General features: G+C 62.9%; 12 protein-coding genes and 1 pseudogene. 6 read left to right on the forward strand and 7 right to left on the reverse strand.

Translation table 11 applies throughout. The features are described 5' to 3' along the window. The first annotated feature begins 76 nt into the window (after window positions 1-76). Window positions 77-1,249 (forward strand): transcriptional regulator, encoded by a 1,173-nt coding sequence (locus HMPREF3055_RS01570; RefSeq protein WP_070737557.1) that lies wholly within the window; start codon window positions 77-79, stop codon window positions 1,247-1,249. Between the two features lie 91 nt (window positions 1,250-1,340). On the opposite strand, the gene hemB is transcribed toward HMPREF3055_RS01570, so the two are convergent. The 7 genes from hemB to hemE form a co-directional block, all read right to left on the reverse strand. Next, complete coding sequence (gene hemB, locus HMPREF3055_RS01575) at window positions 1,341-2,342, reverse strand: porphobilinogen synthase (protein WP_070737560.1); 1,002 nt, start codon at window positions 2,340-2,342, stop codon at window positions 1,341-1,343. Between the two features lie 55 nt (window positions 2,343-2,397). After that, a complete protein-coding gene (locus tag HMPREF3055_RS01580) occupies window positions 2,398-3,249 on the reverse strand; it encodes a uroporphyrinogen-III synthase (protein WP_070737563.1) in 852 nt (283 codons plus the stop codon). 5 nt (window positions 3,250-3,254) lie between these two features. After that, on the reverse strand, window positions 3,255-4,388 hold the full coding sequence (locus tag HMPREF3055_RS01585; RefSeq protein ID WP_005505274.1) for a hydroxymethylbilane synthase: 1,134 nt from the start codon (window positions 4,386-4,388) through the stop codon (window positions 3,255-3,257). A 168-nt stretch (window positions 4,389-4,556) separates the two neighbouring features. Then, the gene (locus HMPREF3055_RS01590) at window positions 4,557-6,005 is read right to left on the reverse strand and encodes a ferrochelatase (RefSeq protein ID WP_070737566.1); all 1,449 of its coding nucleotides are present in this window, start codon (window positions 6,003-6,005) and stop codon (window positions 4,557-4,559) included. Then, window positions 6,002-6,823 carry a hydrogen peroxide-dependent heme synthase gene (gene hemQ, locus HMPREF3055_RS01595; RefSeq protein ID WP_070688531.1) on the reverse strand — a complete coding sequence of 274 codons (822 nt, stop codon included), beginning with the start codon at window positions 6,821-6,823 and terminating at the stop codon, window positions 6,002-6,004. The genes HMPREF3055_RS01590 and hemQ overlap by 4 nt, the downstream gene beginning before the upstream one ends. Before the next feature lie 134 nt (window positions 6,824-6,957). Next, a complete protein-coding gene (gene hemG, locus HMPREF3055_RS01600; protein ID WP_070687489.1) occupies window positions 6,958-8,508 on the reverse strand; it encodes a protoporphyrinogen oxidase in 1,551 nt (516 codons plus the stop codon). Window positions 8,509-8,654: 146 nt separating this feature from the next. Next, complete coding sequence (hemE, locus tag HMPREF3055_RS01605) at window positions 8,655-9,836, reverse strand: uroporphyrinogen decarboxylase (RefSeq protein ID WP_049349407.1); 1,182 nt, start codon at window positions 9,834-9,836, stop codon at window positions 8,655-8,657. 221 nt (window positions 9,837-10,057) lie between these two features. On the opposite strand from hemE, the gene HMPREF3055_RS01610 reads away from it, so the two are divergent. The 5 genes and pseudogenes from HMPREF3055_RS01610 to HMPREF3055_RS01630 all read left to right on the forward strand — a co-directional run. Beyond that, window positions 10,058-11,320, forward strand: coding sequence for a glutamyl-tRNA reductase (locus HMPREF3055_RS01610; RefSeq protein ID WP_070737569.1), 1,263 nt, complete (start codon window positions 10,058-10,060; stop codon window positions 11,318-11,320). Between the two features lie 213 nt (window positions 11,321-11,533). Next, window positions 11,534-11,761 carry a DUF3107 domain-containing protein gene (locus HMPREF3055_RS01615; RefSeq protein ID WP_005505268.1) on the forward strand — a complete coding sequence of 76 codons (228 nt, stop codon included), beginning with the start codon at window positions 11,534-11,536 and terminating at the stop codon, window positions 11,759-11,761. A 502-nt stretch (window positions 11,762-12,263) separates the two neighbouring features. Beyond that, window positions 12,264-13,985: a DEAD/DEAH box helicase gene (locus tag HMPREF3055_RS01620; RefSeq protein WP_070737572.1), complete on the forward strand. Its 1,722-nt coding sequence runs from the start codon at window positions 12,264-12,266 to the stop codon at window positions 13,983-13,985. Window positions 13,986-13,993: 8 nt separating this feature from the next. Further along, the gene (locus HMPREF3055_RS01625) at window positions 13,994-15,259 is read left to right on the forward strand and encodes a DNA-methyltransferase (RefSeq protein ID WP_070737575.1); all 1,266 of its coding nucleotides are present in this window, start codon (window positions 13,994-13,996) and stop codon (window positions 15,257-15,259) included. 207 nt (window positions 15,260-15,466) lie between these two features. Beyond that, window positions 15,467-15,910 (forward strand): annotated as a pseudogene (locus HMPREF3055_RS01630) (heme peroxidase); the annotation flags it as partial.

Raw genomic sequence — 15,910 nt, forward strand, 5'->3', positions numbered from 1 at the left:
TGTTGCTTTTCGAAACACATGTGGCTTCTCAGCACCGTAGACACACCATCACCGATAACCGTAGAGAGGACAATTCATGGAGCTAAGCGCTTTTGGGATACCCCTAGAGCCGTTGCGCTACATATGGCTCATCGCCTTTATCGTTTACATAGGGTTATGCATAGTACCCGCTATCACTCACCCCGCAACAATCAGCACGGAAAAGGCGAAGGAGCTCTACATCGCCCGTTACGGCTCCCCCGTCAACAATGCAATGAGGTATGCCGAACGTCGTTCCCTGGAGGGTAACCCGCTACCAAAACATAAACTGCGCTCTAACCTCACCCGTGCCCGCAAAGAAATCGATAGCGTATACGGTATCTCCTCGATTGAGGCGTGGTTCCACGTGCTCATGTATGTGTGGGCATGCCTTGTCGCACGGTCCATCTTTCGTCTGTACACAGATATTGCCCATAATGGCATTCTGCTACCGGCTCTGTTGTTGCCGTTCTACATGGTGTTCGTGGGTGCACGTTCAGGTCGCCGCACTTGGCGTAAAGCCCGCAGCATCGATACGGATGACATGACAGCCGGGTTGCCTCAAATCTATAGCACAGCGTTGATGCGTCTCAACGTTTTTGCTGTGCCGAATGGGGCTCATCCTCAAGCTAAACCGGTTCGGGCAAAGAATGATTTCTACGTTGAAACCCACTTTGTGTTGGTTGTGGCTCTCATCGTCTTCTTCTATTCGCTTGTCGGTTGGACAGTTCTAGGTGTTCAGCCAATGCCCATTGGTGGAGCTTCCATAACGCTGGCAATTGTTACCACCGTAACTGCAGTAACTCGGTGGGTTTATATGAGGCGGTACCTGCTGTTCAACCCCGACTCGTTCTACGTCGGGCGGCTTTTCCTACCCGCGAAGAAGTACAGATACACCGATATTGAGGAGTTCTGCGTCTTCCCGAAGAACCCCGAACAGATCAAGCCGACCTTCTACGAGCCGTCCCAATGGCAGATAGAAATCAAGGTGCCGTCCAAGATCCCGCCGAACCTCGCCAAGCGCATGCCGTGGCTGTGCAGGCATATTGTGGCGGTGCACGATGAGCGGGTCGTCTGCCTGACTTCCCAGGTTGCGTTCTACCTGGAGCAGGAACGCTGGGCGGACCTGCGCTCCCCCGCCGACCGCGAAAAGCTCGCGGAATACTTCACCAACGGCAACGTTGTGTGCACCTCCCTCGGGTACAAGCCAGTCAGCGAAGAACAAGCATAAACGGCGAGAAGCCACATGTGTTTCGAGAAGCCACCAAAGAAGTGGCTTTTCGAAACACATGTGGCTTCTCAGCGTCCAAAGAGGGAAGGGTTTAGGCGTCCAGCTCGCGCAGCCAGCCTGCCGCCTCCGTACCGTAATAAGTCAGGATGACGTCAGCACCGGCGCGGTGAATCGAACGCAGCGACTCCAACACCACAGCCTTACGGTCAATCCAGCCGTTCGCCGCAGCCGCCTCAATCATCGCGTACTCACCCGACACCTGGTAAGCCGCCACCGGCACCGGCGAGAACTCCGCCACCTCGCGCACAATATCCAGGTAGCTGCCGGCAGGCTTCACCATCACCATATCCGCGCCCTCCTCCAGGTCAGCGCGCACCTCCAGAAGCGACTCGCGGCGGTTCGCCGGGTCCTGCTGGTAGGTCTTACGGTCGCCCTTGAAGGTCGACTCTACCGCGTCACGGAACGGGCCGAAGAACGCCGAAGCGTACTTCGCCGAATACGCCAGAATCGACACATCTTCAAAGCCGGCCTCGTCCAGAGCGGTGCGCATCGCCGCGATCTGGCCGTCCATCATGCCCGACGGGGACACCGTGTGCGCACCCGCACGCGCCTGCGAAACCGCCATCTTGCAGTACAGCTCCACAGTCTGATCGTTATCCACCATGAGCGTGCCATGGCCGTCATCGACCAGCACGCCGCAGTGGCCGTGGCTCGTGAACTCATCCAGGCAGGTATCAGCCATAACCACCAGGTCATCGCCGAACTCCTCACGGCACACCGCAATAGCACGGTTCAGAATGCCCTGCGGATCCCAGGCGGTCGAGCCGACCTCGTCCTTATCCTCATCGCGGGGAATGCCGAACAGGTCAATGCAACGGATGCCCGCCTCGTACGCCTCACGCACGGCGGGGATGATGCTCTCCAGGGTGTGCTGGTACTGACCGGGCATCGAACGAATCGGCTGCGGCTCGTCGATGCCGTCGCGAACGAAGAACACCTGAATCAGCTGCGCGGGGCGCAGGGTGGTCTCAGCGACGAGGGAGCGCATGGCTGCGGTGGTGCGCAGGCGGCGCGGGCGGCGGGTGAGGTTCATGATCTCTCCTGAAAACTCGATAAAAATATGTGGTCTTAGTAGATGAGGGATGCGCCTACATGAGGGATACAGCGGCGCGCGCCAAATCCTGCGGTGACGGCGAATCGGCCTGCACGTAGCGCAGGTTCAGGGCGCGGCATGCGGAGGCGGTACTCGCCCCAATCGCCACCACCGGCGGCACAGATTCAGGCGATAGCGCGGGGGTGCCGTCGAGTAGGGCGTGCAGGCGGGAGGGGGCGGTCACCACCAGCACATCCAGCGCTGGGGTTTCCGGGGCGGGGGCATCTGCGGCATTCCCCTGTACGAGCGCGCGGGCGGCACTGAGGCTCAGCTCGCCGGGTGCTACCTGCTCGGCGGGCACCATGTCGTAGAGCACGCAGCGGTGGCTGTCCCAGCCCAGGTTTTTGAGGCCTTCGCGCAGGGTCGGTCGGGCGTTGGAGCCTTCCAGAACCAGCACGGCGGCGGGCTCGGTTGCAGGCTTTTCAAACTCCGCGAGCATACCGGCGGCGCTCTGCACCTGCGGCTGAAAATCCGTGTTCAGCCCCAGCTGGGTGTGCACGGCGCGGGCGGTTGCCGTACCCACGCAGGCGATGCGCACTCCCCCGCTCGCGCAGGCGGGTGCAAACTCCGCACCCCACAGCTCGGCGCAGGTGCGAACCGTGTTGGCGCTCGTGAAGCTCACCCACGCATAGTGACCGGAAGCGAGCGCCTCCAGCGCGGCGGCGTGGTCTGCGTCCGGCTTGACGGTGCATGCCTGCTGTAGCGGGGCGAAGAGTACCCGGGGCTCCCCTAACCCGTTCTGTGCGCTTTCTTCGGCGAGGGCGCGTGCGAAGGCGGCGCCCTGGGTGGCGGAGCGGGTCAGCAGAACCGTGCGCGCGGGTTCAGCTTGCGGACTAGCGGCAGACATGACGCCTACTTCAGATCCAATCCGGCCAGGGCGGCGGCACCCATCTGCAGCAGGTCTTCTGCCACGCGCACGCCCAGGCGTTCGGCGCCGGGCACATCCAGTTCGGCGGTTGCCGAAGTGTGGCGCAGCATGTCGGTGCCGTCGGGGGACGCCACCACAACGTTAAGCACCAGGTCGCCTTCAACCACGTGCGCGTACGCGCCGATGGGTGCGGCGCATCCGGCTTCGAGGCGGCGCAGCAGGGCACGTTCGGCGCTGACGGCGAGGCGGGTTTCGTGGTGGTTTGCGGCGAGCAGGGCACGGCCGAGGGCACGCACCGGGCGCGCCACCTCGGGGTCGGCGAGCACGGCGGGGTCCGGGTTCTCGAATTCGCTTTCGCGCACTTCCAGGGCGAGCGCGCCCTGGCCGGGGGCGGGCAGCATGCGAGTGGGGTCTAGGTACTCGGTGATGAGTTCTTCCTTGCCCAGGCGCTTCAGCCCGGAGACGGCGAGCACCACGGCATCGCAGTCGCCGCTACGTTCGGTGCCTACGCCGTGGTCGGCGCGTTCGGAGGTTTCGGTGTTCTGGCGGAGCACGACCTGCTTGCCGGCGTGCTCTTCCAGGCCCTTCACACGGCCGATGCGGGTTCCCACGTTACCGCGAATGTCCACGATTTCAAGGTCGGGTCGCAGGGCGCGTAGCTGTGCGGCACGGCGGGGTGAGCCGGTGCCCACGCGGGAGCCTTCGGGCAGGGTGTCGACGGTCAGACCGTCGCGTGCCACGAGGGCGTCGCGGGGGTCTTCACGCTTGAGGGTTGCGGCGACCACCAGGCCGGGGCAGGGTGCGGAGGGCAGGTCCTTGAGGGAGTGCACTGCCATGTCCACGCGGTTTTCTTCGGAGGCGTTCTCACCGTCGAGTAGACGCTGGCGCAGTGCCGCAGCGAACACGCCGGTGCCGCCGAGGGTTGCCAGGGGCCCGGTGAGCACGTCGCCTTCGGTTTTGACGGTGCGCAGGGTGAAGTCCACGACCTCGGCATCTGCGGCGCCGTGGTGTGCCTGGTGTTCGGTGTAGAGGGAGGTGACGGTTTCAGCGGCAATACGGCTTTGGGTCAGGGCGAGAGCAGACCCGCGGGTGCCCAAGATGTACTCGTGATGGCTCATATCTCTCCTTTTCGGTGATGTGTGTGATAGCCCGTAGGCGTGTGCGTTTCCCCCAGAGGCTGTGTGTTTGTCTAAATTCTGGGGGTAGCCTGTAGGCACGTGCGCTCCGACCCGCCCGCACACCCCGGTCAGGCGGTGTTGGGGCGAGCCGGAGCTACAGGGGTGGTGTTAGTGGGAGCAGCATCCGCCGGAGCCGCATCCACCGGAGCGGCTGGCGGGTGCGTTCTCAGAAGCGCTGTCCTCAGCGCCGGTAGTGCCGGGTGCGTACTCTGCGATGACCGGCTTCGGCGCGCCGCGACCGGGCTTGCAACAGCCGGGTTCGCACTCGTCGAACCAGCCGTACTGACCGCTCGCGCTCGGGGCGAGGACGCTCTCACGTTCGGGGCGCAGGTCGGCTGAAACGCCGTTCTCCACGCGCTCCTCAATGAGGCGGCGCAGCGACTCCACGTACGCCGGATGCGTGCCGGGGGTGGGGGTGCGCACGGCAACCACGCCCAGGCGTTCGCAGGTATCCAGCGCCTCGGTGTCCAGGTCCCACTTGACTTCCATGTGGTCGGAGACGAATCCGAGGGGCACCAGCACGACGCCTTCCACGGGGGCTTCACCGTCCTCCGCCGGGTTGGCGGGGGTGGGTAGCGCCTCCAGGGCGTCGTTGACGTCCGGTTCCAGCCACGGCATGGACGGCGGGCCGGAACGGGACTGGTACACCAGCTCCCATTCGACGTTCTGCAGAAGCTGCGGGGCCTCATCGCGAACCAGCGAAAGCACGGCGCGAGCGACCTGCAGGTGCTTCTCCACGTAGGCGGAGCCACCCTCGTAGTTCACACCGCGCGGACCTGCCTCGTTCGCAGCGGAGGTCGGCACCGAGTGGGTGCAGAACATGATGCGCAGGCGCGGGTTCAGCGAACCGCTATCGCGCGCGGCAAGCTGCTCACGCACCGTGGCGAGGCCGTCCTTCAGCCCGTCAGCGAAAGCGCGGGAGAAGCCGGGCACGTCAAAGAACTGACGGATCTTACCCACGTGCACGCGACCTTCCAGGCCGAGCTGCTCGATTGCCATACCGTAGTCTTCACGGTACTGGCGGCAGCTCGAGTAGCCAGGGTAGGCGCTGGTCGCCAGCACGAGCACGTTGCGGTGGCCGTTCTCGTAGGCTTCGGCGAGCACGTCCTTCACGTAGGGCTTCCAGTTGCGGTTCGCCCAGGTGATCGGGATGTGCGGGCCGCGCTCAGCGAGCGCCTGCTGCAGTGCGGCGAGCAGGGCACGGTTCTGCTCGTTAATCGGCGAGACGCCGCCGTTGGCGCGGTAGTGGGTGGCGACCTCTTCGAGGCGCTCATCCGGGATACCGCGGCCAGCGGTTACATTGCGCAGGAACGGGATGACGTCCTCCTGCCCCTCGGGGCCACCGAAGGAGGAGAGAATCACCAGGTCGTAGGGGCGCACCTCTTCGGCACGTTCACGGGTGATGCTGCGTTCGCTTCGGTAGTCGCCGAGGGTCTGCTCGTTGAGCACGGCGGGGCCGTTGGAAGCGGTGTTCGCCGGGTCGGTGCGGTTGGGTACCACGTCGTCCGGCAGGAGCGTGCCGTTGAGGGTTACGCCGTTGTTCGGCTGATGGCTCACGCCAGAACCTCTGCTACTTCGTCTGCGCCGATGCGGCGGCCGGTGTAGAAGGGGGTGTCTTCGCGAACGTGCAGGCGTGCTTCGGTGTTGCGGAAGTGACGCATCAGGTCGACGAGGTCCACGAGTTCGGGTGCTTCGAGGGCGAGGACCCATTCGTAGTCGTTCAGGCCGAACGATGCGACGGTGTTTGCCAGAACCTGCGGGAAGTCGATTGCCTTCATGCCGTGGTTCTTGAGCATTTCTGCACGTCGTTCGGGGTTCATGTAGTACCAGTCGTAGGAGCGTACGAAGGGGTAGACGCAGACCCAGGTTTCAGGTGCCTTGCCGCGTGCGTAGGCGGGTGCGTGGTTGCGGGTGAACTCTGCTTCGCGGTGTACGCCCATGGTGGACCAGACGATGGTGGTGCCTGCGAACAGTGCGGTGCGGCGAATCTTGCGGACTGCTGCCTGCAGCTTTTCGGGGTTCTGGCCGTGGGTCCAAATCATGACGTCTGCGTTGTCGCGCATTGCGGAGACGTCGTAGATGCCGCGCAGGGTCACACCCTCGGCGGCCAGCTGCTCAACAACCTTCTCGAATTCGGCACGAGCCTTGTCGGTGTTAGCCTCTGCCGGGCGTGCGCCGGAGCGTGCGAACACGGTGTACAGGGCGTAGTGCAGGGTTTCGCCTTCTTCGCGGCCGCGGCGGTTCTCGTCAGCTGCGGAGTGCTGGACTGCGTAGCCCTTGGGTGCGCCGCCGTAGCCGTGGCCTGCGTGGGTGTAGCCGCCCTGACCTGCGCCGTGTGCGCCGCCGTGGCCGTGTGCTGCGTGATCGTGAGACATTGTGTGTTCCTTTCTTCAGCGAGGGTTCGCTGTGCTGGAGGCGCGGCTTCCGTAGCTGCGCGTTTTCTCAATTTTTTGGTCTAGTTACTGGCTGAGCTGAGTTATTGGCTGAGCTTCTGCCGCGGCTGCGCCGTCTACTTGGCGGTTGCGGCTTTCGGGGAGGTGACGCCTTCCCAGTCCTGTGCCGCGTGGTAGATGAGGCGGTCCATCTGCTCGTAGGTGTCTTTGACGGTTAAGACCAGGCCGGAGCCTGCCGCCCAGGAGCCGACGGTGCTGAGGGTTCCGAGTTCGCTGGCGCGTTCGCGGAATTCCTTGACTCGGTCGCGGTGGCCGGGGGTGGAGGCGGGCAGTACGCCGCGCCAACGCACCACGTCCGCGTCGACGAGGTTGTTGTGGGTGAGGGCTACGTCCATCATGCGACTTGCGTCGCGCAGGGCGAGGGTGATGAGCTGCTCGTCTGCGAGGGCGACTTCGGAGAAGCGGGAGTCTTCGCCGCCGCGGCCGTAGGACAGGCGTACCACGTGGCGTCCGGGGCCTGCGGCCTCGGCGACCCACTGCCATTTGGCGGTGGCGTGGGTGAGTGCCTTGGCGCGTACGGCGGTGGCTTCTTCGGAGACGAGCAGGCCGGTGCCGCGGGGGTGCTTGTCCAAGGCGGGGGCATCAACGACGAGGGTGACGAGGGCGACTTCGGGGCCGGGTTCCAGGGCGGGTAGGGCGGTGGAGACGTGCGGGCCGATGAGTCGTGCCACGGTCGGGCCGTCGGTGGCGAGCACCAGGTAGTCGGCGTAGAGGGGGGTGTTTTCGCCGTCGGTGGTGTGGCGCTGGATGATGAACCACTGGCCGGTGGATTCGTCGCGGTCAACGGCGATGACGTCGAATCCGGTGACGATGCGAACACCGGAGGCGTACAGGTCTTCGACGAGACGTTCGGACAGCTGGTTCATGCCGCCCACAATACCGGCGACCTGTGAGCCTGCGGGGGCTGCCGAGCGGAAAGCGTGCGCTGCAGCGGCGAGGGAGCGGTGCTTGCGGAAGGCTTCGCGCAGACCGGGGATGGTCGCATCGACGTCGAGCTTATCGGGGTGGGTGGAGTACACGCCGGAGACTACGGGTGCGACGAGGTTGTCGAGCACTTTCTGGCCCATGCGGATGCGCACGAGCTCACCGAGGGTCTTCGCGTTCTCGCCCGCGGAGACGGGGAGGAACTTGTCCACCTGGGCGCGGCGCAGACCGTTCTTACCGATGACGGGGATCAGCGACTTATCGTTCACATTGCCGGGGATGCCCATGATGCCGGTGCTGGGGGTGCGACGGGCGCCCTGCGGCAGGTACAGCCAGGAGCCGTAGGAGTTGGGGGTGACGATCTGGTCGCCCAGGCCGAGTTCCTTGACGAGGTCGCTGACAATGGGGCTGCGGGTTGCGAAGGATTCTGCGCCGGAGTCCAGCAGAAGGCCGCCAACTTCGTGGGCACCAACGGCACCGCCGAGGTGGTGGCGCTGTTCGAGCAGGGTGACGCGCATACCGGCTGCGGCGAGGCGGCGTGCGGAGATCAGGCCGGAGGGGCCGCCGCCGATGACGATGGCGGTGGGTGCCTTCTCGTTGCGGGTGAAAGCTCGTGCGTTCTGGGGCGCGGCGGAGGAACTGACCTGTGCGGTGCGGTGCGGTGCCTGGTTGGTGTGGCCCATGGTGGTTCTCCTTCGGTCTGTCTGCGGTGGAGTTGCCCTTTTTTGGGGGGGGGTAACGGGTGTGGTGGTTGGTTCGGGGTGCAGATGTTCGGTGCAGATGCCGGAGGGTGTCCGGCATCTGCGCCGTCTATTTATCGTTATTTATCCTATGCCTGCGCGGTGCGTTCGTGGATATATGCCACGAGGTCGGTGAGCACCTGCGGGTCGGTGGTCGGGGGTACGCCGTGGCCGAGGTTGACCACGTGCGAGGGGGCGGCGTTGCCTTCTGCGAGCACTTCGTCTACGTGTGCGTAGAGGTTTTCGCTGCCTGCGGCGAGCAGTGCCGGGTCGATGTTGCCCTGCAGGGGTACGGCGCCGTTGAGCAGGGTATTCGCTGCGGACAGCGGCAGGCGGTAGTCCACGCCGATGACGTCTGCGCCAGCTTCGTGCATGGCGGGTAGCAGGGCGGTGGTTCCGGTGCCGAAGTGGATGCGCGGCACGCCGTATTCGCGCACCATATCGAGGGCGGTTGCGGAGTGTGCCTGCACGTAGCGGCGGTAGTCGCTTTCGCCGAGGGAGCCTGCCCAGGAGTCGAAGAGCTGCACGGCGGATGCGCCCGCCTCAATCTGTGCGCGCAGGAACTGGCCTGCGGTGCGGGCCGCCCAGGCGGCGAGTTCGTGCCAGGCGGCGGGGTCGGCGTGCATCATGGTGCGCGGGCGCAGGTGGTCGCGGGAGGGGCCGCCTTCGACCATGTAGGCGGCGACGGTGAAGGGGGCTCCGGCGAAGCCGATGAGCGGGGTGTCGCCGAGCATTTCTACGGTGGCGGCGACGGCTTCGCGGATGGGGTCGAGGTCGCTGTCTTTGAGTTCGGGCAGGGCGCGCACCTCGTCGAGGGTGCGTACGGGCTGGTCGAGTACGGGGCCCTTACCGGGCACGATGTCGACGTTGACGCCCGCGAGCTTCATGGGGATGACGATGTCGGAGAAGAAGATGCCGGCGTCGACCTTGTGGCGGCGGACGGGCTGCACGGTGATTTCTGCGGCGAGGTCGGGGGTGAGGCAGGCGTCCAGCATGGGGATGCCTTCGCGTACCTGGCGGTATTCGGGCAGGGAGCGGCCTGCCTGGCGCATGAACCAGACGGGTCGGTGGCTGGAGGGGCGGCCGGTGAGGGCGCGGAGCATGGGCGAGTCGGCGGTGGTGCCTGCGCGCAGGGGGTGGTTGGCGGGTAGGTGTGCGAGCTGCTCGTCGGTGAGCAGGGGTCGCTGGGCGTCAGTGGGGTGTGCGGGCAGGGAGGGTGCCTGTGCGGGGCCCTTTTCCGATGCGGGGGTGGTGTGCTGGTTTTCGCTCATAGTCTCTAGTGTGACAGGTTTATGTGGGCGTTTTTGCGACACTATGTCATGGTGACTCTTACCTAATGGTGGCTTTCTTAGCGGTGAGGGAAACCTTAGTTCGTGCCTACTCTTTGTGCCCGCTCCCCCACTGTGCAGATTTTCTTGCCCCCTACGATGATGGAACTTAGGTTCTGTGAGCTTTACAGGGGCTTAGTCGGCGTGGTTATGATTAATCTCTAGTGAGTACTTATGCATTTGTGGCATCGCACCACACCGTTGATCTGACCACCGTCGCTGCGTTGAGCGCCGGTGCCTCCGGCGTACCCGATGTTCTGGCGGGCGATATGGCACGCCAGCTGGGCGTGAAGGGTGCAGTCGTTCTTGCCACCTGTAACCGTCTTGAAATGTATGTTCAGCTACACGTATCCGCCCATGTAAACATGGTTCGTGAGCTGATTGCTGATTCGATCGCGCGCACCTCCGGCCTGGATCAAGAACTGGTTGATTCCAGCTTCGACGTGTACGCCGATGATGAGGCTGCACGCCACCTGCTGACGGTCGCCTCCGGCCTGGAATCTGCCGTGGTCGGCGAGCGCGAAATCACCGGTCAGGTGCGCCGCGCCCTGGCCGCCGCGCAGGCGAAGGCGCAAGAGGACGGCGTACCCCTTCCCGGTGAGCTGGTTCAACTGTTTGAGCATGCGGCGCATACGGCTCGTCAGGTGGGTCAGCATACGGCGCTTGGCGCTCAGGGCCGCTCCATTGTGTCTGTTGCCCTCGATCTTGCGGATGAGGTTGCCGAGAAGGACTGGTCGACCCGACGCGCCCTAATTTTTGGTACGGGTGCTTATGCGGGTGCAACCATTGCGGCTCTGCGTGAGCGCGGTTGCACCGATATTTGGGTCAATTCCCGTTCGGGTCGTGCCGCCGAGTTCGCGGCGAAGCGCGAGGTTTCTGCGGTGCCGGTGGACGGCATGGAGCAGGCCATGGCCTCTGCCGACGTCATTATTGGCTGCTCTGGCGGCTCCGATCCGCTGCTTCCCGAGCAGATTCCGGGCGGCCACCACACGATTCTTGACCTTGCTCTTTCACGTGACTTTGATCCGTCGGTCGCCGACCTGCCGAACGTTGAGCTGATTACCCTCGAATCGGTGCGCCTTGCCGCACCCGAGGAGACCGAGGAGTCCGTGGCGACGGCTACGCGCATCGTGGAGTCTGAGCTGGCGGCGTTCCTATCCCGTCAGCGCTCCCGCACGATTGACTCCGCGATTGTTGCGCTGCGCTCACACACTATGGATGTGCTGGATTCTGAGCTGGAGAAGGTACGTAACCAGTTTGGTTGCGGTGCGGCGACGGAGCAGTTCGAGCTGGCGATGCGCCGCATGGTGAAGTCCCTGCTGCACACCCCGACAGTGCGCGCCAAGAAGCTGGCGTCGGAGGGCCGCGCAGAGGATTACGTGCAGGCGCTGGAGACCCTCTACGGTATTCAGGTGGAGGAGTCTTAAGAGCTTCTTCTCCCCCGCTCTTCCCGGCGTTTTCACGTAGGTTTTCGCGCATCCGGCGGCGAGTATTTTATTAGCCTATTTTATTAGCCCCGGGCGAAGTACCGCCCGTTCACGGTGCCGATGGGCGCATTCGCGCTAGAGTAGATGCTAGATAAGATAGTTCCCATACCCGTCGCACGTTTGGTTGCGCCGGACTATTCTGCGAGGAGACTCATGGAAATCAAGATTGGCATTCGCCACATCGCCCGCGAAATCGTTGTTGAGACCAGTGAGGCTAAGGAAATCCTCATGGAGAAGGTCTCGAAGGCTATTGAGGATGGCTCGCTGCTGCAGATTATGGATGATAAGGGCAACACCACCCTGATTTCTGGCGCTCAGATTGGCTACGTCGAGCTGGGTTCTGACGCTAAGCGTCACGTTGGTTTCGGTATCGGCGCCTAATTAGTTCGGTAGCTGAACCCCCTTTAGCTTGAGCTTTCCCCGCATCCGTCACGATACGTAACCGCGCTTTATGCGCTGTGTGCGTGCGCTTTATGCGCCACGTGGTTACGCCGTGCCGAATGCGGGGGTTTGCATTTTAAACCGCCTACACAAAAACCTCGCGGCACCCGGTTTTGGGGCGGTATATCGCCCATCACGGGCGCACGCCACAACCGGTCGGGGGTGCGCCGGAAGCAAATCCAGGTTAATATTGAGGGGTTAAGTGAATGACCGGTCGTACCCCTTTCAAGACCCCGAGGCTGCACCGCCTTCTCATCATGAATGAACCATGAGTAATAACCATGCGTGCAGGCGGCGTCTCGGTAAGAATTTCCCGTGTAAGAATTTCCCGCGGCCGGCTTTCGACGCCCGCCCGTCACCGCCTCCACCGTTGAGGCGCTGACTGGTACACCCCGTTACGGGGAGAAACACACCCCGAGCAGGGGTAGAAAGATACGGTCCAGTGACTGAAACGAACACGCAGGAAACCACTCAGACTGCAAAGTCCTTCGCCGACTTCGGCGTTCGCCAGGATATTAGCGACGCCCTCGCGGCAGTTGGCATTACCTCCCCCTTCCCCATCCAGGAGCTGACTCTTCCCGTGGCTCTGTCTGGCCAGGACATCATTGGTCAGGCAAAGACCGGTACCGGTAAGACCCTCGGCTTCGGTCTGCCCACCATTCAGCGTGTGGTCGGCCGCGACGATGAGGGTTGGGCTGATTTGGAGTACCCCGGCGCACCTCAGGCGCTGATTCTGGTTCCGACCCGTGAGCTTGCTATTCAGGTGGGCGAGGACCTGGCGATTGCTGCGAAGCTGCGCAACGCCCGCGTCGCCACCCTGTACGGTGGTGTGCCGATTGAGCCTCAGGCTGAGCTGCTGCGCCGCGGCTTGGAGGTTGCGGTGGGCACCCCCGGCCGCATTATCGACCTGTACCAGCAGGGCTTCCTGAACCTGAAGCAGGTTAAGATCGTGGTCCTCGATGAGGCTGACGAGATGCTGGATTTGGGTTTCCAGCCGTCGGTTGAGAAGATCCTCAGCTACCTACCGGAGGACCGCCAGAGCATGCTGTTCTCCGCAACCATGCCCGGCCCGGTCATTGCGATGGCACGCCAGTACATGACCAAGCCCATGCGCATTAGCGCCGCTGACCCCGAGGACGCCTCGAAGACTAAGGCGTCGATCCGCCAGGTCGTCTACCGTGCGCACCACCTGGACAAGGACGAGATGATTGGCCGCATTCTGCGCGCTACCGGCCGCGGCCGCACCGTCATCTTCACCAAGACCAAGCGTGACGCTGCCCGCGTAGCGGAGGAGCTGGTGAACCGTGGCTTCGCTGCCGCTCCCCTGCACGGTGACCTGAACCAGGTTGCGCGTGAGCAGGCGCTGAAGGCGTTCCGCACCGGCAAGGTCGACATTCTGGTCGCGACCGACGTGGCGGCTCGCGGTATTGACGTTGAAGACGTGACCCACGTGATTAACCACCGCGTGCCCGAGGATGAGAAGACTTACCTGCACCGTACCGGCCGTACCGGTCGTGCCGGCAATGAGGGTACCGCCGTGACCCTGGTTGACTGGGATGACCTGCCGCGTTGGAAGGTCATTAACGATGCCCTGGAGCTGGGTGTTCCTGAGCCGGTTGAGACCTACTCTTCCTCTGAGCATCTGTTCCATGACCTGAACATTCCGGCTGGCACTAAGGGTCGCCTGCCGCGCGAGGAGCGTGTGGCTGAGGGCATGGGCGATGAGTTCTTTGAGAGCGCCCGCGACTCGCGTGATGGCCGTCCGGCTCGTTCTCGCGGTGGCCGCGACGGTTCCCGTGAGGGTGGCCGTTCTGGCGGTCGTGACGGTGAGAAGGGTTCGCGCCGTTCTCGCGGTGGCCGCGACGGTCGTTCCGGTGAGGGCCGCGGCGAGCGCCGTAGCCGCTCCGAGGGCCGCAAGCGTTCTGAGCGTTCTTCTGAGCGTGCGGAGCGTACCGAGCAGGGCGCATCCGAACGTTCTTCTGAGCGTTCTGAGCGTGCGCCTCGTCAGCGTCGCCGTACCCGCCGTGTTGAGGGTCAGCCCGTGGAGGGTGAGGGCCGCCGCCGTACCCGCCGCCGCCCTGAAGGTTCTCGTGATGGGGGTTCTCGTGCTGAGGGTTCTCGCGGTAAGGGCCGTGGCGCTGACCGTGCTGGTTCTGAAGGCTAGGGCCGGGGTTGGGTATTTCAGCATCCCCGGCGCCCGCCGCGCCCTCCCCTGCCGCTGAGTCGCCCCGCACGGATTCGACGGTTTTCGATCCGCAGGGCCCCTCGCTGCTGGTACAGGCAGATAACCTGGAGTATCTGCGTGAGCTGCCCGATGGTGCGTTCACCGTGATTTACATTGACCCGCCGTTCAATACGGGTAAGAAGCAGACGCGCCGCACGTTGAGCGCGGAAGCTTCTGAGAAGGGTGACCGCACCGGTTTTAAGGGCAAGAGCTATTCGAGCACCCTGCAGACTCTGGCGAGCTATAACGACTCGTTCGAGGATTATTGGGCGTTCCTAGCGCCGCGTATTGAGCAGGCGCATCGTCTGCTCGCGCAGGACGGCACCCTGTACCTGCACCTGGATTGGCGTGAGGTTCATTATGTGAAGATTATGTGCGACATGATTTTTGGTCGTGAGAACTTCATTAATGAGCTGATTTGGGCTTATGACTACGGTGCGAAGTCTACGCGCCGCTGGCCGACGAAGCACGACAATATTTTGGTGTACGCGAAGGATCACCGTAGCTATTACTTCAATACTGCGGAGGTTGATCGCGAACCGTATATGGCTCCGGGCCTGGTGACTGAGGAGAAGGCTTCTCGCGGTAAGCTCCCTACGGATGTGTGGTGGCATACGATTGTGTCGCCTACGGGTAAGGAGAAGACGGGTTATCCTACGCAGAAGCCTACGGGTCTGTTGCGTCGTATGATTGCGGCGAGTTCTCGCCCGGGTGATTGGGTGTTGGATTTCTTCGCTGGTTCTGGTTCTACGGGTGCGGCGGCGGCTCAGTTGGGGCGTAAGTTCGTGTGTGTGGATCAGAATCCGCCGGCTATTGAGGTGATGGCTAAGCGCCTGGGTGTGGATCCGGTGTCGTTCGCTGAGTATCGCGGTGTGCCGCGTGGGGCGAGTGTGCTGTTCACGCCGAAGCGTACGGTGGGTGTTCGTGGCGGTACGAGTCGTGATGCGTTGACGGCGGCGAGCCGTCATGCGCTGAAGGCCGTGTTGGATACGCTCACGGAGACTACGCAGCCGGTTGAGGGTGCGTCGTGCCGGTTTGTGCGTCACTGGTCGATGGATGCGGTGGATAAGAAGATGCGTATTGATGGTCGTGATGAGTTGCGTCGTCAGCGTCAGCATCAGGCGCGGGCTAAGGCTCGTGCGGCGCGGGCTCAGCGGGATGCGGTTGCTGCGGGTGCGGTGTTGCAGCATCATGCGTCGCGTGAGAGCGTCTAGGCTGTCTTGTCTGCGCGTCCGTGAGAGCACGTGTTAAGAGTGTGGGGCGGGTTCCCGGTCAAGGAACCCGCCCCACACTCTTTTGTTTTCACCTCATTGCATATTCTCTAAATCTCTACCTGAAGGTTAGGATTTTTGATACGCTGAGAACATTCTACTCATTGGGGTGTACAAAGATTGTGCCTCCCCTCTGTTCGTGAAGGAGCTATGATGCTTCGACAATTATTCGCCCGCCCCACGAAGCGGACCATCCAGGTTGGCGGCACGGTACTGCTGGCAGGTGCCATGGTGTGCGGTAGCGTGCCGGCATATTCTCTTGGTGTTCTGAAACCTCGCCAAGTGACCCCTATTGTGCAGCCCAATGAACCGGCGGTGACCTGTAACGACCGCGCAATCTACGAATATAAGTACCTTCCGAATGCTTATGTGACTTACAGTCGCAAGATTATCTACGACTGGGCTGAGTGCGTTGGTCTAATTTCTGAATACCAGAAGTATCAGCTAATCGAAGAAAACACCGTAATTTCCCGTGGCCAGTTTGTGGAGTATTTGTATCGTCTGTCGGGCTCTCCTGAGGTGAAGAATCTTCCGGCTCAGTCTCCGTATGGCGATATCAAGACGGATGATCCGCGTTTTCCTGTGGTGATGTGG

It is taken from the genome of Rothia sp. HMSC061C12 (assembly GCF_001815755.1).
GTDB classification, from domain to species: Bacteria; Actinomycetota; Actinomycetes; order Actinomycetales; family Micrococcaceae; genus Rothia; species Rothia mucilaginosa.